This is a genomic window from Burkholderia sp. AU32262 (assembly GCF_020419985.1).
Taxonomy (GTDB): Bacteria; Pseudomonadota; Gammaproteobacteria; order Burkholderiales; family Burkholderiaceae; genus Burkholderia; species Burkholderia semiarida.
On record NZ_JAIZRS010000020.1, the window covers coordinates 126,688 to 151,630 of the forward strand.

Consider the following 24,943-nt stretch of genomic DNA (forward strand, 5'->3'; position numbering starts at 1 on the left):
CGTATGTTGTAATATCGGACGTTTTGTCCAATTTTCCCGTCACGCATGCTCGATTTCTTCCGTAATCACCAGCGCCTGATGATGGCGCTCCTGCTCCTGATCGTGTTGCCGGGGCTGGGTTTCGTCGGGATCCAAGGCTTCCGCGGCTTCTTCGACGACAGTGCGAACGTTGCGGCGGTCAACGGACACAAGATCACGCGGGTCGAATTCGACGGCGCGTTCCGCCAGCAGATCGACCAGGCGCGCCAGGCGCTCGGCGGGCAGTTCGACATCAAGATGTTCGATACGCCCGAGCATCGCAAGCAGGTGCTCGACGGCCTGATCCAGCAACGCGTGCTGGCCGACGAGACGCAACGTCTGCACCTGACCGCCTCCGACAACGCCGTGCGCGACGCGCTGATGAGCGACCCGATGATCGCGTCGCTGAAGAAGCCCGACGGCACGATCGACGTCGAACGCTATGCGCAACTGCTGTCGTTCCAGGGGATGACGCCCGAGCAGTACCAGGAGCGCGTGCGCTACAGCCTCGCGCTGCAGCAGATTCCCGCAAGCATCGTGTCGAGCGCGTTCACGCCGAAGAGCCTCGCGCAACGCCTGTCCGAACTCGCCGCGCAACAGCGCGAAGTGCAGGCGCTCGTGCTGAAGACGAGCGACTTCGCAGCGAAGGTCCAGCCGACCGACGCGCAGCTCGCCGCGTACTACGACGCGCACAAGCAGAGCTTCGCGACGCCGGAAACCGCGACGATCCAGTACCTCGTCTATTCGCCGGCAGCGGCGGCCGCGAGCGCGCAGCCGACCGAGGCGGACATCAAGAAGTTCTACGACGACAACCCGACGCACTTCCGTACCGAAGCGCAGGTGCGCGTGAGCCACATCTTCATCGCCGCGCCGGGCAACGCGAGCGCGGCCGACAAGGCAGCCGCGAAGGCGAAGGCCGAGCAACTGCTCGCCGACGTGAAGGCGCATCCGGACCAGTTCGCGCAGATCGCGCAGAAGAACTCGCAGGACGCGCCGTCGGCGGCGAAGGGCGGCGACCTCGGCTTCATCACGCGCGGTTCGACCGCGGGCGGCAAGGCGTTCGACGATGCCGCGTTCTCGCTGAAGCAGGGCGAGGTCAGCGGTATCGTGCAGTCGGATCTCGGTTTCCACATCCTGAAGGCGACCGAAGTGAAGCCGGCCGTCGTCAAGCCGTTCGCGGAAGTGAAGGACCAAATCGCGGTCGACCTGAAGCAGCAGTACGCATCGAAGGCGTTCTCGGAGAACGCGGAAGGCTTCACGTCGACCGTCTATGAAAAGGCGAAGACGCTGCAGCCGGCCGCGGACAAGTACAAGCTGACGATCCAGACGGCCACGGTCACGCCGACGCCGAATCCGCAACTGCCGCCGACGAGCCCGTTGAACAATCCGAAGTTCCTGGCCGCCGTGTTCGCGAACGACGCGGTGAAGAACCAGAACAACACGCAGGCGATCGACGTCGGCAACAACACGCTGATCTCGGCGCGCGTGACCGAGCACAAGCCGGCCGCGGTGCCCGCGCTCGACGCGATCAAGGATGTCGTGCGCCAGAAGGTCATCGCCGAGCAGGCCGCGGAACTCGCGAAGAAGGACGGTGCGGCGAAGCTGGCCGAACTGCAGAAGTCGAAGTCGACGGACGGCTTTACGGCCGCGCAGAAGGTGTCGCGCACGCAGTCGCAGGGCCTGACGCCGGCTGCGCTGAGCGCCGTCTACAAGGTCGATGCGAAGACGCTGCCGGCTTACGTCGGTGTCGACCTCGGCGCGGACGGCTATGCGATCTATCGCGTGAACGCGGTCATTCCGGGTTCGGCGGTCGATCCGCAGCAACTGGCGGCCGCGCAGCAGCAGATGGCCCAGGTCGACGCGCAAAGCGAAGGCGAGGCGTATCTCGCCGCGCTGCGCGATCGCTCGAAGGTGAAGCTGTACGGCAGCACGACGGCCAGCCAGCAGCAGGACGGCGACAACTGAGCGTCGTTTCGCCCGCAACCATCGAAAAGCCCCGCTCGAAGCGGGGCTTTTCATTTTCCGGTGCGTCGGCTGCGGTCAGCCGCGCGGCTTGCCGAGCAACGGCTTCAATGTCGGCCACACGTTGTCGAGCAGAATGCCCTGGGCCTGCTGCGCGGGATGCATCTGGTCGGCCTGGAACATCTCGGGCTTGTTCTCGATGCCGGCCAGCAGGAATGGCACGAGCGGCACGCCGAGGTCCTTCGACAGCCGAGTATAGAGCGCGTGGAACTTCTGCGTGTAGTCGGGGCCGTAATTGGGCGGCACGTACATGCCGACCAGCACGACCTTCGCCTGTGCACGCCGTGCGCCGGCGATGATGTCGCGCAGGTTCTGCTCGGTCGTCGCGAGCGGCACGCCGCGCAGCGCATCGTTCGAACCGAGTTCGACGACGACGATCGACGGCTTGAGCCGCTGCAGCACCGCCGGCAGCCGCGCACGGCCGCCGCTCGTGGTGTCGCCGCTGACGCTGGCGTTCGCGACGCTATAATCGATTCGCTCGGTGGTGAGCCGTTGCCGCAGCAGCGCCACCCAGCCAGTGTCGCGCGGTAATCCGTATTCGGCCGACAGGCTGTCGCCGAGCACGACGATCACGGGCGGGCTCGATGCCGGCGCCGTCGCGGCGCGTGCGGGTACGGTGACGGCCAGCAGCGTGCCCAGCAGCGCGGCGGCCGTCGCGCGTCTTTTCCAGCGAAATGTCGTGTCCATGTTCAAGATTACCGATCCGATCATCGAAGTCCATGACGTGTGCAAGCGGGTTGCCGATGCAACGGGCGAGCTGACGATCCTCGACGGCATCACGCTCGCCGTGCAGCCGGGCAGCAGCCTCGCGATCGTCGGCGCGTCGGGCTCGGGCAAATCGACGCTGCTCGGCCTGCTTGCGGGGTTGGACAGCGCGACGAGCGGCACGGTTCGCCTGCTCGGCCGCGCGCTCGACCCGCTCGACGAGGACGAACGCGCGGCGCTGCGCAACGGCGCGGTCGGATTCGTGTTCCAGTCGTTCCAGTTGATGCCGCACCTGACGGCGCTCGAGAACGTGATGCTGCCGCTCGAACTGCAGGGCGGCATCAGCGCGCGCGACGCGGCCGACCGCGCCCGCGCGCTGCTCGTGCAGGTCGGTCTCGGCGAACGCACCGCGCATTATCCGAAGCTGCTGTCGGGCGGCGAACAGCAGCGCGTCGCGCTCGCCCGCGCGTTCGTCACGCGCCCGGCGATCCTGTTCGCCGACGAGCCGACCGGCAGCCTCGACGCCGCAACGGGGCACGCGGTCATCGACCTGATGTTCGAGCTGAACCACACGCATGGCGCGACGCTCGTGCTCGTCACGCACGATACCGAACTCGCGCGCCGCTGCGCGACGACAGTCACCATCGACGCCGGGCGCATCGTCGCGCCGCATACAACAGCTCCGCGTGACGCGTGAATGTCGTGCCGGCCGCGCATGGTGAATTGCGCGGCCGGCACGGGTGCGACGCCGTCGCGTCAGTCCTTCTTCAACGCTTGAACGCCGCGCGGGCGCGCTCGATCAGCGCCGTGGTCGACGAGTCGTGCTTCGCCGGATCGACCGATTCGGCCGACAGGTCGGCTTCGACGACCTTGCCGAGAATCTTGCCGAGCTCGACGCCCCACTGGTCGAACGGATTGATGTCCCACACCGTCGCCTGCACGAGCACCTTGTGCTCGTAAAGCGCGATCAGCGCGCCGAGCGTGCGCGGCGTCAGCGCATCGACGAGCAGCGTCGTGGTCGGGCGGTTGCCGGGGAACGTCAGGTGCGGCGCGAGCGCTTCCTTGCCGGGCCCGGCCACCTTGCGCGCTTCTTCGAGCGTGCGGCCGAGCATCAGCGCCTCGCTCTGCGCGAAGCAGTTCGCGAGCAGTTTCGGATGATGGCTCGCCAGCGGATGCTCGGGCGTCAGCACCGCGATGAAATCGATCGGCACGATCGTCGGCCCCTGGTGCAGCATCTGGAAGAATGCATGCTGGCCGTTGGTGCCCGGCTCGCCCCACGTGACGGCCGACGTCGGGTAGTCGACGAAGGTGCCGTCCAGGCGCGCGGATTTGCCGTTGCTCTCCATTTCGAGCTGCTGCAGGTACGACGGCAGGTAGTGCAGCGCTTCCGAATACGGCGCGACGAGATAGCTCTGCGAGCCGAAGAAATTCCGGTACCAGATGCCGATCAGGCCGAGCAACACCGGCAGGTTGCGCTCGAGCGGCGCTTCGCGGAAGTGGCGGTCCATGTCGTTCGCGCCGGCCAGCAGCTCGTCGAACCGTTCGGGGCCGACCGCGATCATGATCGACAGGCCGACCGCCGACCACAGCGAATAGCGGCCGCCGACCCAGTCCCACATTTCGAACACGTTGTCCGCGGCGATGCCGAACTTCACGACTTCGGTCGGGTTCGCCGACACGCCGACGAAGTGTTTCGCGAGCGCGTCCTCGGGGCAGCCGCGCGCGACGAACCAGTCGCGCAGCGAGCGTGCGTTGGTCATCGTCTCGAGCGTCGTAAACGTTTTCGACACGATGATCGCGAGCGTTTCCTCGGGATCGACCTGTTCAAGCACGCGCGCGAGATCGGCGCCGTCGACGTTCGACACGAAGTGGGTCGAGATCTCGGGCGTCGCGACGTGGTGCAGCGCATGCACGACCATCTTCGGCCCGAGATCGGAGCCGCCGATGCCGATATTGATCACGTGGCGAATGCGCTTGCCCGTATAGCCCGTCCACGTGCCGCCGCGCACGGCGCGCGCGAACGTCGCCATCTTCGCGCGCTCGGCGCTCACCTGCGCGTGAAACGGCGCCTGCGGGTCGGTCGCGCGCAGCGCGGTGTGGAGTGCGGCGCGGCCTTCGGTCGGGTTGACGATCTCGCCCGCGAACATCGCGTCGCGGCGCGCTTCGACGCCCGCGTCGCGCGCGAGCTGCACCAGCAGACGTACCGTTTCGTCGTCGATACGGTTCTTCGAGAAATCGGCCGCGAGACCGCCGCCGGCAATCGTGAAGCGCTCGGCGCGGGTGGGCGCGCGGTCGTTTTCCGGCGCGAACCAGTCGCGCAGCCGCGCGTGGCGGATCTGTTCGAAGTGGGATTGAAGGGCAGTCCAGGCGGGGAGCGATTTCAGCGTCATGGCGGTTCGAGTGAAGCGTGAATCGGGAGGAATGCCGCGCCGGCTCATCGGGATCGGAAAGCCGGCGGACGAGAAGGCCCGCCGTGCGGCGGGGCAGTCAGTATAGCGGCGTTACGTGTCGGCGCGCGGCGACGGATAAAAAAGGCGATTGATCAGCGTGCGCACCATCGGCGCGAGCTCGCCCGCGGTCAGCCCGGCCGGGCCGGTGCCGTTCGCGGTCAGCGTGTCGGCCGCGAGGCCGTGCAGGTAGACGCCGGCCAGCGCGGCCTCGTACGGCGCGACCCGCTGCGCGAGCAGCGCGCCGATCAGGCCGCCGAGCACGTCGCCGGTGCCGCCGGTGGCGAGCGCCGCGTTGCCGGTCGGGTTGATCGTCACGCGGCCGTCGGGCGCCGCAATCACCGTACCCGAGCCTTTCAGCACGGCGATGGCCGCGTAACGGGCGGCGAGCGCCTGTGCGGCCGCGACGCGATCGCGCTGCACGGCGGCGGTGTCGCTGCCGAGCAGGCGTGCGGCTTCGAGCGGATGCGGCGTCAGCACGCATGGATTGCCGCGCGCGCCGCGCGTGGCGACCGCGGCCGCGAGGTCCGCGTGCGTCGCGACGAGATTCAGTGCGTCGGCATCGAGCAGCGTCGCGGTGTCGTGCGCGAGCACGTCGCGCACGAGCGTCGCCGCGGCCTCGCGCGTGCCGAGCCCGCAACCGGCCGCGATCGCGGTCATCGCGCCGAGGTCGAGGGTGTCGGCCGGATGCAGCATCAGTTCGGGAAAGGGCGGATCGTACGGCGGCGCACCCGCGCCAAGGAAGCCGACGTGCACCTTGCCGGCGCCGGCGAACAGCGCGGCGCGGGCGGCGAGGATCGGCGCGCCGCACATGCCCGTGTCGCCGCCGAGCACCGCGAGGCTGCCGTACGTGCCCTTGTGGGATGCGAACGCGCGCACGGGCAGCGCCGCGGCGAACCGCGCGACTGCGTTCAGCACGATGGCCGGCGCGGCCGGCGGCGCGACGTCGAGCGACGCGACGTGGATCTCGCCGGCGAGGTCGCGGCCGTCGCCCGTGTAGAGGCCGGGTTTCGCGCCGATGAAGGTGAGCGTGTGGGTGGCCGCGACGGCGACGCCCGCGCCGACGATCTGGCCCGTGTCGCTGTCGAGCCCGCTCGGCACGTCGAGCGCGAGCACGCGGCCGCCGCCGCGCGCATGGGCGGCGATGCGCGCGGCCTGCTCGGCGAACGCGCCGTCGAGCGCGCGGCCGAGACCGATGCCGAACAGCCCGTCGACGACCCACGCATAGCCGTCGAGCGACGCGGGCGGGGCGGCCGACAACGGCACGCCGGCCGAGCGCGCGAGACCGAGCGCCCATTGCGCATCGTCCGGCTTGACCGGCACCGGCATCCACGCATGCGTCGCGACGCCGAGCTGCTGGAGCTGCGCGGCCGCCACCAGTGCGTCGCCGCCGTTGTTGCCGGGGCCGACCGCGAACCAGACGGCGCGTTCGTCGCCGGCCATGCGCTCGGACAGCCAGTGTGCGGCGGCGGCGCCGGCGCGACCCATCAGCGTGTGCGGCGGCAGCGCGGCGGTGGCGTCGGCTTCGGCCGCGCGCAGGTCGGCGACGCGCAGCAGCGCGATCGGATCGGAATCGGGAAGCGGGTGGGTAACGGTCATCGCGGGATCGTGGCGGCTGGCAGGGATGCCGCCCCGGGACGGCCCGCGGCGGTCAGGTCGTGAAGCGGCCGGCGCTCAGCGCGGCGAGCGTGTCGGCGGGCCAGTGCTGGACGTTGCCGCCCAGATAGTCGGCCACCACTTTAGCAGACCCGCACGCGAGCCCCCAGCCGGCCGGGCCATGGCCGAAATTGACGAACACGCGTGGATGCGGGGTCGGACCCACGACGGGCAGGCCGTCCGGCGACAGCAGTTGCATGCCTTGCCACGACAGGGCGGCCGAAATCCGCGCCGCGCCGGGTACCCAATCGTGGACGGCCTGGCCCAGCAGCGCGAGCGCGGCCTCGGACAGCGGCTCGGCGAGCGGCTTCGCGGTATCGGCGAGACTCTGCAGCACGGCGCCGCCGCCGATGCGCAGCCGCTGATGGGTGCGCGTGATCGAGATCCGCTTGATCGAATCGACGACGCTCAGGTGTGGCGCATGCTCTTCGTATGCAACCGGCGCGGTGAGCGTGTGGACGCGCACCGGGTGCAGCGGCAGGCGCCAGCCGAGCCGTTCGAGCAGCGCAAGGCTGCCGGCGCCGGCCGCGACCACGATCGCGTCGGCGGACATCACGTCGACCTCGCGCGCCTTCGCCGGGTTTCCATTGCCCGGCGGCACGAGTTCGACCGCGGCGCGGCCGTTGTCGACGCGGATCGCGGCGACGTCCGCGCCGAAGCGGAACTGCACGCCGTGTTCGTCGAGCGTCTGCTTGACCAGTTTCGCGAACAGCGGGCAGTTGCCGGTGCGCTCGGTTTCGAGCAGCACGCCGCCCGCAAAGCCGGGTTCGGCCGGCACCGACGGTTCCAGCGCCGTGCATTCGTCGGCGGTGAGCGTGCGGTACGGCTGATCGAGCGTGCGCAGCAGGTCGAGCGCGGGTTGCAGCGCGTCCCAGTCGCGCGGATCGCGCACGACGTGCAGGATGCCCGGCTTCTGCTCGAATTCGAGTTCCAGGCGCGCCTCGATATCGGCGAGCGTGTCGCGCGACACGTCGATCAGCGGGCGCAGCCGCGCGTACTGCGCGGCGAACGCGTCGGGCTCGCGCAGCGCGCCGAGCTGCTTGACGAAGCGGCGCACGCCGCCGTTCAAGCCCGGTTTGTAGACGATGCCGCTGTCGCGCGGCTGGCGCTGGCGCATGAAAGTCGGGCCGAACCAGACGTCGAGGGGGCTCGGCAGCAGCGCGCCGCCGTCGCCGTAGGTCGCGCCTTGCGCGACGGTCGCGTGGCGTTCGACCACGCACACGCGATGGCCGGCCGCGCGCAGCTGGTAGGCGGTGGCGACGCCGCTGATCCCGCCGCCGATGACGATCACATCCATGGATTGCTTCGATGACGGGCGGCGCGCACGCCGCCCGGTGAGAATTCGCTGAGGGCCCGGGCCCGGTGAACCCGGAATGATAGCGCCAAAAGTGCGCGAGCCGGCGCCGGCCGAGCATGGGTCGTGCGGGCGCGCCACGACGGCGCGGCGCACGGGCTGCTCGGGCCGGCCCGGCCGGCGGCCGTGCGCGCCCCGCGCGCGGGCACCGGTGCGGTGCATGAGGCGCACCGATCGGCCGGTCTGGGACGCCCGACTTCCGGGTATAATTACGGCCTTCCTTTCGCCCCACGTCGCCACCTCGCGCGACTCTTCGACGTCAGTCCAGCCCATGGCTCACTTCTCGTGTTTTCCCGGCGCTTCGGCCCTCTCCGATTTCCGTCAAACCCGTCTGCTCGACACGCTCAGGCAAATCGACGCCAACATCGTCGCGGTGCGCGGCCAGTTCCTGCACTTCGTCAATGCGGCCGAGCCGCTGTCGGCCGACGACAGCGCGCGCATCGACGCGCTGATGCACTACGGCGAGCCGTTCCAGCCGACGGGCGAGAAGGGCGCGACCGAGACCTTCGTCGTGCTGCCGCGCTTCGGCACGGTCTCGCCGTGGGCGAGCAAGGCGACCGACATCGCGCAGCACTGCGGCCTCACGCACGTGCGGCGCATCGAGCGCGGCGTCGAATTCACGGTCACGCTGAAGTCGGGCCTGCTCGGCGGCAAGAAGGCGCTGTCGGACGACGCCCGTGCGGCCGTCGCGGCCGCGCTGCACGACCGGATGACCGAAAGCGTGGTCGCGGCCCGCGACGACGCGAAGCATCTGTTCGACGAGCTGCCGGCCAAGCCGCTGTCGACCGTCGACGTGCTGGGTGTCGGCCGCGCCGCGCTCGAGCAGGCGAACGTCGAGCTGGGCCTCGCGCTCGCCGACGACGAGATCGACTACCTGGTCGACGCGTTCCGCAAGCTCGAACGCAATCCGACCGACGTCGAGCTGATGATGTTCGCGCAGGCGAACAGCGAACACTGCCGCCACAAGATCTTCAACGCGCAGTGGACGATCGACGGGCAAGCGCAGGACATGTCGCTGTTCGCGATGATCCGCAACACCGAGAAGCTGAGCCCGCAGGGCACGATCGTCGCGTATTCGGACAATTCGTCGATCATGGTCGGCGCCGAAGCCGAGCGCTGGTTCCCGCGCAAGTCGGGTGCCGCGGGCGAGCCGGGTGAACGTTATGGCCGCCACACCGAGCTCACGCACACGCTGATGAAGGTCGAGACGCACAACCACCCGACGGCGATCTCGCCGTTCCCGGGGGCGGCGACCGGCGCGGGCGGCGAGATCCGCGACGAAGGCGCGACGGGCCGCGGCGCGCGTCCGAAGGCCGGCCTCACGGGCTTCACCGTGTCGAACCTCGACCTGCCTGACGCCCGCCGGTCGTGGGAAAACGATCGCGACGCCGCGCAGCCAATGGCCGAGCGCAACCCGAACGAAGCGCACGGCCCGTACGGCCGTCCGGACCGCATCGCGTCGCCGCTGCAGATCATGATCGACGGCCCGCTCGGCGGCGCCGCATTCAACAACGAATTCGGCCGCCCGAACCTCGGCGGCTACTTCCGCGTGTACGAACAGAACGTCGGCGGCACGGTGCGCGGCTATCACAAGCCGATCATGATCGCGGGCGGCCTCGGCAACATCGCGGATCAGCACACGCACAAGCACGACGTGCCGGCGGGCTCGCTGCTGATCCAGATCGGCGGCCCCGGCATGCGGATCGGCATGGGCGGCGGCGCCGCGAGTTCGATGGCGACCGGCGCGAACACGGCCGAGCTCGACTTCGACTCGGTGCAGCGCGGCAACCCGGAAATCGAGCGTCGCGCGCAGGAAGTGATCAACGGCTGCTGGCAGCTCGGCGCGGAAAACCCGATCCTGAGCATCCACGACGTCGGCGCGGGCGGCCTGTCGAACGCGTTCCCCGAAATCGTCGACGGCGCGGGCAAGGGCGCGCGCTTCGAGCTGCGCAAGGTCGCACTCGAGGAATCGGGCCTGTCGCCGCGTGAAATCTGGTCGAACGAGGCGCAGGAGCGCTACGTGCTGGCGATCGCGCCGGCCGACCTGCCGCGCTTCGAGGCGATCTGCGCGCGCGAGCGTTGCCCGTTTGCGGTGGTCGGTGTCGCGACCGACGAGCGCCAGCTGAAGCTCGTCGACGACGAAGCGACGGGCGCCGGCGAATACCCGGTCGACATGCCGATGGAAGTGCTGCTCGGCAAGCCGCCGCGCATGCACCGCGACGTCGTGCGCGTGAAGACCGAGCGCGCGCCGGTCGACGTGACGGGCATCGCGCTGTCGGAAGTCGCACTCGACGTGCTGAAGCACCCGACGGTCGGCAGCAAGTCGTTCCTGATCACGATCGGCGACCGTTCCGTCGGCGGGACGTCGGTGCGCGACCAGATGGTCGGCCCGTGGCAGGTGCCGGTGGCCGACTGCGCGATCACCGCGCTCGACTACGCCGGCTTCAAGGGCGAGGCGATGACGATGGCCGAGCGTACGCCGCTCGCGGTCATCGATGCGCCGGCATCGGGCCGCATGGCCGTCGGCGAAGCGATCACGAACATCGCGAGCGCGCCGATCGCGTCGCTCGACAAGCTGAAGCTGTCGGCGAACTGGATGGCCGCGTGCGGCACGGCCGGCGAAGACGCCGCGCTGTTCGACACGGTCAAGGCGATCGGCATGGAGCTGTGCCCGGCACTCGGGATCGGCATCCCGGTCGGCAAGGACTCGCTGTCGATGAAGACGAAGTGGGACGAGCAGGGCGTCGCGAAGGAAGTGGTGTCGCCGGTGTCGCTGATCATCTCCGCGTTCGCGCCGGTCGAGGACGTGCGCCGCCATCTCACGCCGCAACTGCGCCGCGTGGCGGATGCGGGCGACAGCGTGCTGATCGCGATCGACCTCGGCCGCGGCAAGAACCGGATGGGCGGCAGCATCTTCGCGCAGGTCACGCAGCAGGTTGGCGACACGACGCCGGACGTCGACGACGCGGAAGACCTGAAGCGCTTCTTCAACGCGATCCAGTCGCTCAATGCGCGAGACTTGCTGCTCGCGTACCACGATCGCTCGGACGGCGGCCTGTGGGCGACCGTGTGCGAAATGGCGTTCGCGGGCCACGCGGGCGTGTCGCTGAACGTCGACATGCTGACGCTCGACCCGAACCACGAATCCGACTACGGCGACGCGAAGGACTGGGCGAAGCAGACGAGCGGCCGTCGCGACGACCGCACGCTGCGCGCGCTGTTCTCCGAAGAACTCGGCGCCGTCGTGCAGGTGCGCGCGTCCGACCGCGACGCGGTGCTCGGCGCGCTGCGCGAGTTCGGCCTGTCGACGTGCTCGCACGTGATCGGCTCGGTCAACGACCGTGACGTGATCGAGGTGTACCGCGATGCGAAGAAGATCTTCGACGCGCCGCGGACCGAGCTCCATCGCGCATGGAGCGAAGTAAGCTGGCGTATCGCACGCCTGCGCGACAACCCCGCCTGCGCGGATGCCGAATACGACGCGCTGCTCGACGCGGCCGATCCAGGCATCTCGCCGGTGCTGACGTTCGATCCGGCCGAGGACATCGCCGCGCCGTTCATCGCGACGGGCGCTCGGCCGCGCGTCGCGATCCTGCGCGAGCAGGGCGTGAACTCGCATCTGGAAACGGCGTACGCGTTCGACCGCGCAGGCTTCGATGCGCACGACGTGCACATGAGCGACCTGCTCGCGGGCCGCGCGACGCTGGCCGATTTCGCGGGCGCGGTCGCGTGCGGCGGCTTCTCGTACGGCGACGTGCTGGGCGCCGGCGAAGGCTGGGCGAAGACGATCCGGTTCAACGCGAACCTCGCCGACATGTTCTCGGCGTTCTTCGCGCGTCCCGATACGTTCGCACTCGGCATCTGCAACGGCTGCCAGATGCTGTCCAGCATCGCGTCGATGATCCCGGGCGCGGAGGCGTGGCCGAAGTTCACGCGCAACAAGTCCGAGCAGTTCGAGGCACGCTTCTCGTTCGTCGAAGTGGAGAAGTCGCCGTCGATCTTCTTCGCGGGGATGGAAGGCTCGCGGATTCCGGTCGCGGTCGCGCACGGCGAAGGCTATGCGGACTTCTCGCAGCAGGGCGACATCGAGCGCGTCGCGGTCGCGATGCGTTACGTCGACCACCGCGGCGAAGCGACCGAGCGCTATCCGTTCAACCCGAACGGCTCGCCCGCCGGCATCACGTCGGTCACGACGGCCGACGGCCGCTTCTCGGTGCTGATGCCGCACATGGAGCGCGTGCATCGCACGGTCACGATGAGCTGGCACCCGGAAGGCTGGGGTGAGGCGAGCCCGTGGATGCGTGTGTTCCGCAACGCACGCCGCTGGATCGGCTGATTCGGGGATGATGTTCGACCCGAACGCGCCGGTCGAGGTCGTCACGCTGCGTGACGCGCGTGCGAGCGAGGCCGACGCGATCGGCCGCGTGATCCGCGCGGCGTTCGCGGGCGAGCCGCAGGGCGGGCAGTTCGAGCAGCGCATCGTCGACACGCTGCGCGCCGACGGTGCGCTGAGCGTGTCGCTCGTCGCGGAGCGCGACGGGCGTATCGTCGGGCACGTCGCGTTCTCGCCGGTCGCGATCGGCGGCGAGCCGGCCGCCAGCCAGCAGTGGTACGGGCTCGCGCCGCTCGCGGTGCGGCCCGAATGCCAGCGGCAAAGCATCGGCGCGGGGCTCGTGCGCACGGGGCTCGACGCGTTGCGGCGGCTCGGCGCGCGTGGCTGCGTCGTGCTCGGCGAGCCGGCGTATTACGCGCGTTTCGGGTTCGAACCGCACGGCGGCATCGTGTTTCCGGGCGTGCCGGCCGAGTATTTCCTCGCGCTGTCGTTCGACGCATCGGCACCGGTGCCGTCAGGTAACGTGCGTTACCACGACGTGTTCTATCCCGCCGCGTAGCGAACGCGGTGTGCGATCACACCTGGCATGGCAAAGCCGCTCTTCGGAGCGGTTTTTTATTGCACGTCGGTCGCGCGTCGCCGCATCGCGAGACACATGTTCGCGCGCGCCAAAAGAAAAAGCCGCTCCGAAGAGCGGCTTTGCGATGCGCGTATGACGCGCGCCGGCGTTACTGAATCTTCGCCTGCTGGCGCAGACCTTCCTCGAACGCCTGCAGCTTCTGCTGCACGAGCTGCTGCGCGATCTGCGCCTTCACCTGGTCGAACGGCGGCGGGGCGATGTCGCGGATGTCGTCGACGCGGATGATGTGCCAGCCGAACTGCGTCTTCACCGGCGCGTCGGTCATCTGGCCTTTCTGCAGCTTCTGCGCGGCCGCCGCGAATTCCGGCACGTACGCCTTCGGGTCCGACCAGTCGAGATCGCCGCCGTTCTTGCCCGAGCCCGGATCCTTCGAGTATTGCTTCGCGAGATCCTCGAATTTCGCGCCGCCCTTGATCTTCGCGATCAGGTCCTTCGCCTGCTGTTCGCTCTCGACGAGGATGTGGTGCAGGTGATACTCGCGGTTGCCGCCCACGCCCTTGACGAGTTCGTCGTAGCGCGCCTTCACTTCGGCGTCGGTCGGCTGGTTCTTCTTCAGGAAGCTCTCGATCATCGAGCGCAGCACGACGGTCTGCTGCGCGACGGCGACTTGCGCCTTCACGTCCGGACGATTCGGGATGCCTTCGCGGATCGCTTCCTGCATCAGGATTTCGCGGTTCACGAGTTCCTGGCGCACGGCCTGCTGCAGTTGCGGGCCGTCGGTCTGGCCTTGCTGGACGAGCTGCGCGACCATCGCGTCGGCGCGCGATTTCGGAATCGGCGTGCCGTTGACGACGGCGATGTTCTGGGCGAATGCCGGCGCCGCTGCAAACGCAGCCGCCGCGACCCACAGGCGGGGGGATTTCAGGATCATCGGGAATTCCTAATGAGACTAGATTGAAGATTCGTTGAATTCTTCGGGCGTGTAAGCCACGATCGCGAGCGCGTGAATGCCGCGCTGCATCGCATCAGCGAGCGCATCATACACCAGCCGGTGCCGAGCGACGCGCGGCTTGCCCGCGAACGCGGACGATACGATCGTGACCGTGAAATGGCCGCCGGCGGCCGCGCCCGCGTGGCCTGCGTGCTGCGCGCTGTCGTCGCGCACGGTGAGCGACAGCGGCGCGAGCGACGCGGTGAGGCGCGCTTCGATCAGCGCGATGCGTTCGTCGGCGGAGGCGTGGAGAAAGGCGTCGCTCATGTCATTCGTCCTTCAGGTACTTCGTGAGCCACAGGCTCTGCAGGATGATGAATACGACCATCGCGCCCGTCGTACCGAACAGCTTGAAGTTCACCCATTGCGATTCGGTGAAGTTGTGCACCACGTACAGGTTCGCGACGCCGAGCACCGCGAAGAACAGCGCCCACGCGACGTTCAGCTTGTCCCACACGGGGGACGGCAGCGTGAGCTGCTTGCCCATCATCTTCTCGATCAGGTTCTTGCTGAACGCATAACGCGCGGCGAGCAGCCCGATCGCAAACAGCCAGTACAGCACGGTCGGTTTCCATTGAATGAATTTCTCGTCATGCAGGACGAGGGTGGCGCCACCGAACACGACGATCACGCCCAGGCTGACCCACAGCATCGTGTCGACCTTCCGGTGCCGGAAGGCGACCCACGCGACCTGGGCCAGCGTCGCGACGATCGCGACGGCGGTGGCGGTAAAGATGCCCCAGACCTTGAAGGCGACAAAAAACAGGATGATCGGAAACAGATCGAACAGGAATTTCATGGCGCTCGCAGCTGCGTGACGGGCCGCTCATGCGGCCCGTCACCGTTGTAGGGACCCGCCAGGCATCGCCGTCGCGGATCGGGGCGGTCCGGCTCGAGGCTGGCCGCCCGGCAGATCCGCCCGGCGCCGCTCATTCGTTTTCGGGTCGGGACTCGAAGTTTAACGCAGCCGAATTGATGCAGTACCGCAAACCGGTCTTGTCGCGCGGGCCGTCCTCGAAGACGTGGCCCAGATGCGCGCCGCAGTGGTTGCAGCGCACCTCGACGCGCACCATCCCGTGCGAGTAGTCGACCTTCTCGTCGATCACCTCGCCGTTGAGCGGCTTGAAGTAGCTGGGCCAGCCGCAGCCCGAGTGGAACTTGGCGCCGGATTCGAACAGCGGCGTGCTGCAGACGACGCACTTGTAGATGCCGGCATCCTCGGTGTCGGTGTATTCGCCGGTGAACGCGCGCTCGGTCGCCGCGTGCTGCGTGACCTCGTACTGCATCGGCGTGAGCCGGCGGCGCAGCTCGGCGTCGTCCTTCTGGTACGGATAGGTTTTGTCGTCGGAATCGTGGGACATGGGGTTCTCCTGATCGGTCGGTCGAGATGCGCGGGTTGCGGGCTTACGACGAGCAGCTCACTTCGAGCGAGCCCGCCCAGTCGGGCGGCAACGCCGCGTATGCTTCGTGCTCCGGTTGTTCGTCGAACGGGCGGCGCAGGATTCGCGCGAGCCGCTCGACTTCCGAAAAATCCTTTTCCTTCGCGCGCCGGATCGCGACTTCGGCCAGATGGTTGCGAAGCACGTATTTGGGGTTCGCGCGGTTCATTGCAACCGCGCGAGCCGCGTCGTCGCGCGTCTCCTCGGACAGCCGCGCGCGGTAGAGGTTCGCCCATGCGTCGAATGCTTCGCGGTCGATGAAGAGGTCGCGCACGGGCGCGTCGCGGCTCGCGTCGTGCTTCGACAGCTGCGCGAGCCGGCGGAACGTCAGCGTGAAATCCGCGTGGCTCGCGTGCATCGTCTCGAGCAGCTTGTTCGCGAGTTCGGCGTCGTTCTCGCGCTCGAGCTCGAGGCCGAGCTTCGCGCGCATCGCGCGTTCGAGCGCGGGACCGAAGCGTTCGGGGAATGTCGCGAGTACGGCCTGTGCATCGTCCACCGCGCGCTCGGCGCGCGCATCGTCGTCGGCGATGCCGTGCTGCAGCCCGATCAGCGGCAGCAGCGCCTGCGCGAGGCAATAGCAGTTCCAGTGCGCGATGCGCGGCTGCATCCGGTACGCATAGCGGCCGCCGGTGTCCGAGTGGTTGCAGATGTGGTTCGCGTCGAATGCGTCGACGAAGCCGAACGGACCGTAGTCGATCGTCACGCCGAGGATCGACATGTTGTCGGTGTTCATCACGCCGTGGCAGAAGCCGACGGCCTGCCATTGCGCGACGAGCTCGGCCGTGCGCAGCGTCGCGGCTTCGAGCAGCGCGAGGTACGGATCGTCCGCGTCGCGGCAGGCCGGATAGAAGCGGTCGATCACGTGATCGGCAAGCTGGCGCAGCAGGTCGGGGCGATCGTTCGAGAAGAAGTGCTCGAAGTGGCCGAAGCGCACGAAGCTTTCCGACACGCGCGTGACGACGGCTGCCGTCTCGATCTCCTCGCGCACCACCGGCTGGTCGGAGCCGATCACCGTCAGCGCGCGCGTGGTCGGGATGCCGAGGTGATGCATCGCTTCCGAGCACAGGAATTCGCGGATCGACGAGCGCAGCACCGCGCGGCCGTCGCCCATCCGCGAATACGGCGTGCGGCCGCCGCCCTTGAGCTGCAGTTCGTAGCGCCGGCCGTCGGCGCCGGGCAGTTCGCCGATCGTCAGCGCGCGCCCGTCGCCGAGCTGGCCGGCCCACACGCCGAACTGATGGCCGGAATAGACCGATGCGTACGGCATCGCGTGCGCGGGCCAGTCGCGCGTCGGGTTGCCGGCGAACAGCTCGGCGAAGTCGGGCCGCGCGGCGATCGACGGCGGCAGGTCGAGCAGTCGCGCGACTTCGTCGGAAAAGCCGACGACGTACGGCGCGGCGAGCGGCGCGGCCGGCAGCCGCGTATGAAACGCGTCGCCGAGCGTCACGAACGCGCGTTCGGCGGGCGCGCCGAGCGTCGCGGCGAGGTCGGGCAGGGTGTCAGCCGCATCGGCTGCGCTTCGGGAAAACGACATGTTGAGCGCCTCTGGGTAAGCCGATATTGTAAGGCGGCGCCGCGCCGCCCGCATGGCGGCCCGCGCACCGTGCGCCGCGCCCGTCCGGGCCGCCGACGGGCGCGCCGCGGGAGCCGGTCACCGATTCGCATCCTTCACGGAGAACAAGACGATGGGTAAGCCGTTGCTGGGCCAGATGATGGATGTGCCGTTGCTCGTGTCGTCGCTGATTTCGCATGCCGCGCGGCACGCCGGCGACACGGAGATCGTGTCGAAGCGCGTGGAAGGCGACCTGCATCGCTACACGTACCGCGATTGCGAACGCCGCGCGAAGCAACTGGCGCAGGCGCTCGCGCGGCTCGGCGTCGACACCGGCGACCGCGTCGGCACGCTGGCGTGGAACGGCTACCGGCACCTGGAGGCGTATTACGGGATCGGCGGGATGGGCGCCGTGTGCCACACGATCAATCCGCGCCTGTTCCCCGAACAGATCGCGTACATCGTCAATCACGCGGAAGACCGCTACGTCTTCTTCGACATCAATTTCGCGCCGCTCGTCGATGCGATCGCGCCGCAATGTCCGCACGTGCAGGGCTGGATCGCGATGACGGACGCCGCGCACCTGCCGTCCGGCGCGACGCCGTTCCTGTGCTACGAAACGCTCGTCGACGCCGAGGACGGCCGCTACGACTGGCCGCGCCTCGACGAGCAGCAGGCGTCGGGGCTCTGCTACACGTCGGGGACGACCGGCAACCCGAAGGGCGTGCTGTATTCGCATCGCTCGACCGTGCTGCATGCGTACGGCGCCGCGCTGCCCGACGCGATGAACCTGTCCGCGATGGACGCCGTGCTGCCCGTCGTGCCGATGTTCCACGTCAACGCATGGGGGCTGCCGTACGCGGTGCCGCTCACAGGCGGCAAGCTGGTGCTGCCCGGCAAGGATCTCGACGGGAAATCGCTGTACGAGCTGATGGAGGCCGAGCGCGTGACGTTCTCCGCGGGCGTGCCGACCGTGTGGCTCGGCCTGCTGAACTACATGCGCGAAGCCGGCGTGCGTTTCTCGACGCTGAACCGCACGGTGATCGGCGGCTCCGCGTGCCCGCCCGCGATGCTGCGCACGTTCGAGGACGAATACGGCGTGCGCGTGATCCATGCGTGGGGGATGACCGAACTGTCGCCGCTCGGCACGCTCGCGAAGCTCAACTGGGCGCAGTCGCGGCGGCCGCTCGACGCGCAGCGCCGGCTGCTGGAGAAGCAGGGACGCGTGATCTGCGGCGTCGACATGCGCATCGTCGGCGAGGACGGCCGCGAGCTGCCGTGGGACGGCGTCGCGTTCGGCGAACTGCAGGTGCGCGGGCCGTGGGTGATCGACCACTACTTTCGCGGCAATGAATCGCCGCTGGCGGACGGCTGGTTCCCGACCGGCGACGTCGCGACGATCGACCCCGACGGCTTCCTGCAGATCACCGACCGCAGCAAGGACGTGATCAAGTCGGGCGGCGAGTGGATCAGCTCGATCGACATCGAGAACGTCGCGATCGCGCATCCGGGCGTGGCCGAGGCCGCCTGCATCGCGTGCGCGCACCCGAAATGGACTGAGCGGCCGCTGCTCGTCGTGGTGCCGCGTGAAGGCGCGAACCTGAGCCGCGACGCGCTGCTCGCGTTCTACGAGGGCAAGGTCGCGAAATGGTGGATTCCCGACGACGTGGTGTTCGTCGACTCGCTGCCGCACACCGCGACCGGCAAGCTGCAGAAGCTGAAGTTGCGCGAGACGTTCCGCGATTACGTGTTGCCGACGGCGGTGGGCGCGCCGTAAGCCGTCGCGCCCGGGCAGCCGCCGGCACGCGGGGCCGGTCGCCCGATGCCGGTCGCCCGACGCCGGTCGCCCGATGCCGGTCGCCCGATGCCGGTCGCCCCGCTCCGTCCCCGAATCGGGAACGCAATTCAAATTGAACGATCGTGCTTTTTCGTTGTATGCTGCCTGCGTTCATCCGGACATGCGGCCGTTCGACCGCGCACAATGAAGCGCAGCCAATCCGGCGCGCGATGCATGGAGGCAGGCAGATGGCAGTGGATTACTCGACTCGCGACGGCGTGGCCGTCATCACGCTCAACAACCCGCCCGTCAACGGGCTTGGCCTGTCGACCCGCCAGGGCGTCATGGACGCGCTCGATCGCGCCGCGCAGGATCCGTCGATCACGGCCATCGTGCTGACCGGCGCGGGCCGCGCGTTCTCGGGCGGCGCCGACATCACCGAATTCAATACGCCGAAGGCGCTGCAGGAGCCGACGCTGCACACCGTGATCCGCGCGGTGGAGGCGAGCGCGAAGCCGGTCGTCGCGGCGCTGCACAGCGTCGTGATGGGCGGCGGCCTCGAGCTCGCGCTCGGCGCGCATTACCGGGTCGCCGCGCCCGGCGCGCAGGTCGCGCTGCCCGAGGTGAAGCTCGGGCTGCTGCCGGGCGCGGGCGGCACGCAGCGCCTGCCGCGCGCGGTCGGGCTCGAAACCGCGCTGAACATGATCGTGTCGGGCGCGCCGGTGCCGTCGGAGCAACTCGCGAAGAGCGGGTTGTTCGACGAAATGGCCGACGGCGACCTGCTCGACGCGGCCGTTGCGTTCGCGCGCAAGGTTGGCGCGCAAAAGGGGCCGCATCCGCGCGTGCGCGATCGCAAGATCGTCCACGAGAACGCGGCGGGCTTCATCCAGTTCGCGCGCAATTCCGCGCGGGCCGCCGCGCCGAATTTCCCCGCGCCGCACAAGTGCATCGACGCGATCGAGGCCGGCGTGCTGAACGGCTTCGACAAGGGCAGCATCGCCGAGCGCGAAGGTTTCGTCGCGCTGATGATGACGCCGGAAAGCCGCGCGCTGCGCCATGCGTTCTTCGGCGAGCGCGCGGCGAGCAAGATTCCCGACGTGCCGGCCGATACGCCGTTGCGCGAGATCCGCCGGATCGGCGTGATCGGCGCGGGCACGATGGGCGGCGGGATCGCGATGAACTTCGTCAACGCGGGGCTGCCCGTCACGCTGCTCGAGACGAAGCAGGACGCGCTCGAGCGCGGCCTCGCGACGATCCGCAAGAACTACGACGCGCAGGTGAGGAAGGGCAAGCTTACGCAGGAGAAGCTCGACGCGCGCATGGCGCTGATCGCGCCGACACTGTCCTACGACGACCTGAAGGACGCCGACCTGATCGTCGAAGCGGTGTTCGAGGAACTCGGCGTGAAGGAGCAGGTGTTCAGGAAGCTCGACGAAGTCGCGAAGCCGGGCGCGATCCTTGCGTCCAACACGTCGACGCTCGACGTCGACAAGATCGCGGCGTTCACGAAGCGCCCGCAGGACGTCGTCGGCATGCACTTCTTCAGCCCGGCGAACGTGATGAAGCTGCTCGAGGTCGTGCGCGGCGCGCGGACCGCGAAGGACGTGCTCGCGACCGTGATGGCGGTGGCGAAGAAGATCCGCAAGACGGCGGTCGTGTCGGGCGTGTGCGACGGCTTCATCGGCAACCGGATGATCGAGCAGTACATCCGCCAGGCGCTGTTCATGCTCGAGGAAGGCGCGCTGCCCGCGCAGGTCGATCGCGCGATCGAGAAGTTCGGCTTCGCGATGGGGCCGTTCCGGATGAGCGACCTCGCCGGCAACGACATCGGCTGGGCGATCCGCAAGCGGCGCTACGTCGAGCAGCCTGGCCTGCACTATTCGAAGATCGCCGACCGCCTGTGCGAGCAGGGCCGCTTCGGCCAGAAGACGGGCGCCGGCTGGTACGACTACGTGCCGGGCGATCGCAAGGCGAAGCCGTCGGCGCTCGTCGACGAGATGGTCGTCGCGTACTCGAAGGAGCGCGGCGTCGAGCGGCGCAAGATCGGCGACGACGAGATCGTCGAGCGGCTCGTGTTCGCGCTCGTCAACGAAGGCGCGAAGATCCTCGAGGAGAAGATCGCGTCGAAGGCGTCCGACATCGACATGGTCTACCTGACCGGCTATGGCTTCCCGCTGTGGCGCGGCGGCCCGATGCTGTACGCGGATACGGTCGGCCTCTACAACGTCGAGCGCGCGATTCGCCGCTATGCGGCGGCGCCGAACGGCGACGCGTGGCAGCTCGCGCCGTCGATCGCGGAACTGGCCAAGGCCGGCCGCGGGTTCAACGGCTGACGATCTCGCACGACGGCGCGCCCGATTCACCCAGGAGAATTGAAATGAAACGCACCGACGACGTCCTGCTCGTGATCGACGTGCAATACGACTTCATGCCGGGCGGCGCGCTCGCGGTGCCCGACGGCGATGCGGTCGTGCCGGTGATCAACGCGCTCGCGCAACGCTTCGACCAGGTCGTGCTCACGCAGGACTGGCACCCGCGCGAGCACGTGTCGTTCGCGGCGAACCATCCGGGCCGCGAGCCGTTTTCCACGCTTTCGCTGCCGTACGGCGAGCAGGTGCTGTGGCCCGTGCACTGCGTGCGGGACACCGACGGCGCGGCGCTGCATCGCGACCTAGACATCCCGCACGCGCGGCTCGTGATCCGCAAGGGCGGCGACGCGCAGGTCGACAGCTATTCCGCGTTCGTCGAGGCCGACCGCACGACGCGCACGGGGCTCGCGGGCTACCTGCGCGAACTCGGCGCGAAGCGCGTGTGGTGCTGCGGGCTCGCGACCGACTATTGCGTCGCGTGGTCGGCGCTCGATGCGCGCGCGGCCGGTTTCGAAGCCGCGGTGATCAACGATGCGTGCCGTGCGATCGACCTGAACGGGTCGCTCGCGCACGCATGGCAGCAGATGCAGGCAGCGGGCGTCGCGCATGTGACGTCCGCCGGCGCGCGCCCGGCGGCGTAGCGCATTTCCCATCCGATTCAGGACATGAAGCAGGACCGAAGGAGACTCGCATGACCGAAGCCGTAATCGTATCGACCGCACGCACGCCGCTCGCGAAATCCTGGCGCGGCGCATTCAACATGACGCACGGCGCGACGCTCGGCGGCCACGTGGTCGCGGCCGCGCTCGAACGCGCGAAGCTCGATCCGGCGCGCGTCGAGGACGTGATCATGGGCTGCGCGAATCCCGAAGGCGCGACGGGCGCGAACATCGCGCGGCAGATCGCGCTGCGCGCGGGATTGCCGGTGAGCGTGCCGGGGATGACGGTGAACCGTTTCTGTTCGTCGGGGCTGCAGACCATCGCGCTGGCCGCGCAGCGGATCGTCGCGGGCGAAGGCGAGATCTATGTGGCCGGCGGCGTCGAATCGATCTCGTGCGTGCAGAACGAGATGAACCGGCACATGATCCAGGAAGGCTGGCTCGTCCAGCACAAGCCCGAGATCTACTGGAACATGCTGCAGACCGCGGAGAACGTCGCGAAGCGCTACGGCATCTCGAAGGAGCGGCAGGACGCGTACGGCGTGCAGTCGCAACTGCGTGCCGCGGCCGCGCAGGAAGCCGGGCGCTTTCGCGACGAGATCGTGCCGATCACCGTGCTCGCGGGCATCGCCGACAAGGCGACGGGCCGCCTGTACACGCAGGAAGTGACGGTCTCGGCCGACGAAGGCATCCGCCCCGACACGACGCTCGAAGGCGTGTCGAAGATCCGTTCGGCCGTGCCGGGCGGCGTGATCACCGCGGGCAATGCGAGCCAGTTCTCGGACGGCGCGTCGGCATGCGTGGTGATGAGCGCCGCCGCCGCGCAACGCGAAGGGCTGCAGCCGCTGGGCGCGTTCCGCGGCTTCGCGGTGGCCGGCTGCGAACCGGACGAAATGGGCATCGGCCCGGTGTTCGCGGTGCCCAAGCTGCTGAAGCAGGCCGGGCTGACAGTCGACGACATCGGCCTGTGGGAGCTGAACGAGGCGTTCGCGGTGCAGGTGCTGTACTGCCGCGACACGCTCGGGATTCCTGAGGAGCGCCTGAACGTGAACGGCGGCGCGATCGCGGTCGGCCATCCGTATGGCGTATCGGGCGCGCGCCTGACCGGCCATGCGCTGATCGAGGGCAAGCGGCGCGGCGTGAAGTACGTGGTCGTCACGATGTGCATCGGCGGCGGGCAGGGCGCGGCCGGCCTGTTCGAAATCCTCTGATCTTTGACCGGCCGCGGTGGCGCTTCGGCGTCACCGCACGCCGCCGCGGTGAATCGGCGCGAGCGATGCGCGATTCGCAACGACGGGGAAGCAAAAGGCATGCACCCGGCAATGCCGTTTCCCCTGACTTGTCAAACGAATTACCCCACCTATACTTGCTCTGACATTTGCCTTTCGGCACGATGGGTCAGATCATGCGTTGCGCGATCCGTGCCGCGAGGACTCCAATCAACGCAGCAGACCGACCGGGGACCGAATGAGTACGACCTATGCAGCCGGGGAACCGCCGCGCGTCGTCAGTGCGGCCGCAAGGCTCTACGCGAAATGCCTGCTGGTCGGATTCGCGTTGCTGCCTGCGTATCTGATTGCCTATCTGTGGTTCTTCAGCGACCGGAGCGTCGTGTTCGAGAACCACGCTTTCCATGAAATCGCGATCGCGGCGGCGACGATCGAAGGCGCGTTCGTCACCTATGTGACGTGGGTGTGCTACCGGTCGTCCGGCGAGCCGCTGCTGCGCTGGCTGACGCTCGGCTTTCTCGGTTTCGCGATGATCTATGCGCTGCACGGCGCGTTCACCGGGATGGCGCATCACAATATCTGGCTGTTCCTGCTGTACGGGCCCGCGTCGCGGTTGGCGATGTCCGTGCTGCTGCTCACGGGCCTGTTGTCGTATTCGCGTCCGCCCGACCGGGTCGACAAGCGCACGAGCGCACGGACGTGGCTGCCTTGGATCGTGCTCTTCCTGATCGTCGACGTGGTGGTCGCGTACGTCGCGTATTCGCCGGTTGCCGGTGCGCTCGGCACGCGGCTGTCGATGGAAGGCGGCGCGCTGGTGTTCTCGCTGCTGAACGTGTGCCTGCTGCTCGCGCGGCGGATCCGCTCGCCGCTGATGGTGATCTACGGCGTGTCGATCATGGCGTTCGCGCTGTCGTCGCTCGCGTTCATCCTCGGCAAGCCGTGGAATCACATGTGGTGGCTCGCGCATGCGATCTTCGCGGGCGGGTTCTTCCTGCTCAGTTACGGCGTCGTGCAGGCGCTGCAGACGACGCGCTCGTTCTCGGCGATCTACAGCCAGGAAGACCTGATGAGCCGCTTGTCCGAATCGATGGCGCGCACCGAAAGCGCGCTGCAGGAGCTGCGGCGCACGAACCAGAAGCTCGAGTACATGGCCGCGACCGACCCGATGACGGGCGCGTCGAACCGCCGCCAGTTCATCGCGCAGGTCGAGCGCGAGATCGTGCGGGCCGAGCGCGACGGCACGCCGTTCTGCCTGCTCGCGCTCGATCTCGACAATTTCAAGAACATCAACGATGCCTACGGGCACCAGATCGGCGACGAGGTGCTGCGCGGCGTCGTGCGCCAGTGCCTCGAGGCGATCCGGCCGGCGGGCGCGCTCGCGCGGGTCGGCGGCGAGGAGTTCATGGCGCTCCTGCCCGAGATGCCGCTCGAGGGCGCGCGGATGACGGCCGAGCGCGTGCGTTCGTCGATCGCGAGTGCGCCGTTCGGACTGGACTTCAAGCGCGTGCAGGTGACGGTCAGCGTCGGCGTCGCGCAATACGGCGTCGACGGCGGCACGGTCGATGCGCTGCTGCGGGTGGTCGACGAGCGGCTGTACCAGGCGAAGCGGGAAGGGCGCAACCGCGTGGTGACGCGCTAGTCCGCATGCCGGCGCCGGTGCCGGCATGCACGCGCGTGGCGACGCACTAGTGTCCTGTTCCGTTGTTAACTGGTCTATCTTCGCGTAGCATGTTGACGTCAACGGAACGGGAGACGTCAGCATGGCGATGGGACGACCGAAGGCGGAACTGGTGCTGAGCGAAGACGAGCGTT

Annotated in this window: 18 protein-coding genes; 9 read left to right on the plus strand and 9 right to left on the minus strand. The window is 68.6% G+C overall.

The genetic code is table 11. The annotated features are described in order from the left end of the window. Window positions 1-45: 45 nt before the first annotated feature. Complete coding sequence (locus LGN10_RS23455; RefSeq protein ID WP_226225154.1) at window positions 46-1,983, plus strand: SurA N-terminal domain-containing protein; 1,938 nt, start codon at window positions 46-48, stop codon at window positions 1,981-1,983. Window positions 1,984-2,058: 75 nt separating this feature from the next. Here LGN10_RS23455 and LGN10_RS23460 read toward each other — a convergent pair whose 3' ends face one another. Next, window positions 2,059-2,727 carry an arylesterase gene (locus tag LGN10_RS23460; RefSeq protein WP_059585182.1) on the minus strand — a complete coding sequence of 223 codons (669 nt, stop codon included), beginning with the start codon at window positions 2,725-2,727 and terminating at the stop codon, window positions 2,059-2,061. Here LGN10_RS23460 and LGN10_RS23465 point away from each other — a divergent pair. After that, window positions 2,726-3,442 carry an ABC transporter ATP-binding protein gene (locus LGN10_RS23465; protein WP_226225155.1) on the plus strand — a complete coding sequence of 239 codons (717 nt, stop codon included), beginning with the start codon at window positions 2,726-2,728 and terminating at the stop codon, window positions 3,440-3,442. The genes LGN10_RS23460 and LGN10_RS23465 overlap by 2 nt on opposite strands. A 70-nt stretch (window positions 3,443-3,512) precedes the next feature. Here the strand turns inward: LGN10_RS23465 and pgi are convergent, their stop codons facing one another. From pgi to LGN10_RS23480, 3 genes are all read right to left on the minus strand, one after another. Then, on the minus strand, window positions 3,513-5,135 hold the full coding sequence (pgi, locus tag LGN10_RS23470) for a glucose-6-phosphate isomerase (protein ID WP_226225156.1): 1,623 nt from the start codon (window positions 5,133-5,135) through the stop codon (window positions 3,513-3,515). Window positions 5,136-5,246: 111 nt separating this feature from the next. After that, complete coding sequence (locus LGN10_RS23475; protein ID WP_226225157.1) at window positions 5,247-6,791, minus strand: NAD(P)H-hydrate dehydratase; 1,545 nt, start codon at window positions 6,789-6,791, stop codon at window positions 5,247-5,249. Between the two features lie 52 nt (window positions 6,792-6,843). Continuing rightward, window positions 6,844-8,145 carry an FAD-dependent oxidoreductase gene (locus tag LGN10_RS23480; protein ID WP_124658600.1) on the minus strand — a complete coding sequence of 434 codons (1,302 nt, stop codon included), beginning with the start codon at window positions 8,143-8,145 and terminating at the stop codon, window positions 6,844-6,846. Between the two features lie 328 nt (window positions 8,146-8,473). Here LGN10_RS23480 and purL point away from each other — a divergent pair, with 328 nt between their 5' ends. Together purL and LGN10_RS23490 are read left to right on the plus strand one after the other, a co-directional pair. Further along, window positions 8,474-12,538 (plus strand): phosphoribosylformylglycinamidine synthase, encoded by a 4,065-nt coding sequence (gene purL, locus LGN10_RS23485; protein ID WP_226225158.1) that lies wholly within the window; start codon window positions 8,474-8,476, stop codon window positions 12,536-12,538. A gap of 7 nt (window positions 12,539-12,545) precedes the next feature. Beyond that, window positions 12,546-13,094 (plus strand): GNAT family N-acetyltransferase, encoded by a 549-nt coding sequence (locus LGN10_RS23490; protein ID WP_226225159.1) that lies wholly within the window; start codon window positions 12,546-12,548, stop codon window positions 13,092-13,094. A gap of 169 nt (window positions 13,095-13,263) precedes the next feature. Here LGN10_RS23490 and LGN10_RS23495 read toward each other — a convergent pair whose 3' ends face one another. The 5 genes from LGN10_RS23495 to LGN10_RS23515 form a co-directional block, all read right to left on the minus strand. Next, the gene (locus LGN10_RS23495) at window positions 13,264-14,046 is read right to left on the minus strand and encodes a peptidylprolyl isomerase (RefSeq protein ID WP_050013274.1); all 783 of its coding nucleotides are present in this window, start codon (window positions 14,044-14,046) and stop codon (window positions 13,264-13,266) included. A gap of 18 nt (window positions 14,047-14,064) precedes the next feature. Continuing rightward, window positions 14,065-14,373 (minus strand): BolA family protein, encoded by a 309-nt coding sequence (locus tag LGN10_RS23500; RefSeq protein WP_050013273.1) that lies wholly within the window; start codon window positions 14,371-14,373, stop codon window positions 14,065-14,067. 1 nt (window position 14,374) lies between these two features. Beyond that, on the minus strand, window positions 14,375-14,905 hold the full coding sequence (locus tag LGN10_RS23505; protein ID WP_059585190.1) for a septation protein A: 531 nt from the start codon (window positions 14,903-14,905) through the stop codon (window positions 14,375-14,377). A 130-nt stretch (window positions 14,906-15,035) separates the two neighbouring features. Then, window positions 15,036-15,467, minus strand: a complete 432-nt coding sequence (gene msrB, locus LGN10_RS23510) for a peptide-methionine (R)-S-oxide reductase MsrB (RefSeq protein WP_059585191.1) — start codon at window positions 15,465-15,467, stop codon at window positions 15,036-15,038. A 43-nt stretch (window positions 15,468-15,510) separates the two neighbouring features. Continuing rightward, window positions 15,511-17,079, minus strand: coding sequence for a protein adenylyltransferase SelO (locus LGN10_RS23515; RefSeq protein WP_226225160.1), 1,569 nt, complete (start codon window positions 17,077-17,079; stop codon window positions 15,511-15,513). A 151-nt stretch (window positions 17,080-17,230) separates the two neighbouring features. On the opposite strand from LGN10_RS23515, the gene LGN10_RS23520 reads away from it, so the two are divergent. The 5 genes from LGN10_RS23520 (at window position 17,231) to LGN10_RS23540 (ending at window position 24,770) form a co-directional block, all read left to right on the plus strand. Further along, window positions 17,231-18,874: a 3-(methylthio)propionyl-CoA ligase gene (locus tag LGN10_RS23520; RefSeq protein ID WP_124861811.1), complete on the plus strand. Its 1,644-nt coding sequence runs from the start codon at window positions 17,231-17,233 to the stop codon at window positions 18,872-18,874. A gap of 248 nt (window positions 18,875-19,122) precedes the next feature. Continuing rightward, on the plus strand, window positions 19,123-21,207 hold the full coding sequence (locus LGN10_RS23525) for a 3-hydroxyacyl-CoA dehydrogenase NAD-binding domain-containing protein (protein WP_226225162.1): 2,085 nt from the start codon (window positions 19,123-19,125) through the stop codon (window positions 21,205-21,207). A 44-nt stretch (window positions 21,208-21,251) separates the two neighbouring features. Further along, window positions 21,252-21,884, plus strand: coding sequence for a bifunctional nicotinamidase/pyrazinamidase (gene pncA, locus LGN10_RS23530; RefSeq protein ID WP_060316572.1), 633 nt, complete (start codon window positions 21,252-21,254; stop codon window positions 21,882-21,884). A gap of 50 nt (window positions 21,885-21,934) precedes the next feature. Then, window positions 21,935-23,113, plus strand: a complete 1,179-nt coding sequence (locus tag LGN10_RS23535; RefSeq protein WP_089464845.1) for an acetyl-CoA C-acyltransferase — start codon at window positions 21,935-21,937, stop codon at window positions 23,111-23,113. A 256-nt stretch (window positions 23,114-23,369) separates the two neighbouring features. After that, a complete protein-coding gene (locus LGN10_RS23540) occupies window positions 23,370-24,770 on the plus strand; it encodes a GGDEF domain-containing protein (RefSeq protein ID WP_124658603.1) in 1,401 nt (466 codons plus the stop codon). Window positions 24,771-24,943: the final 173 nt, after the last annotated feature.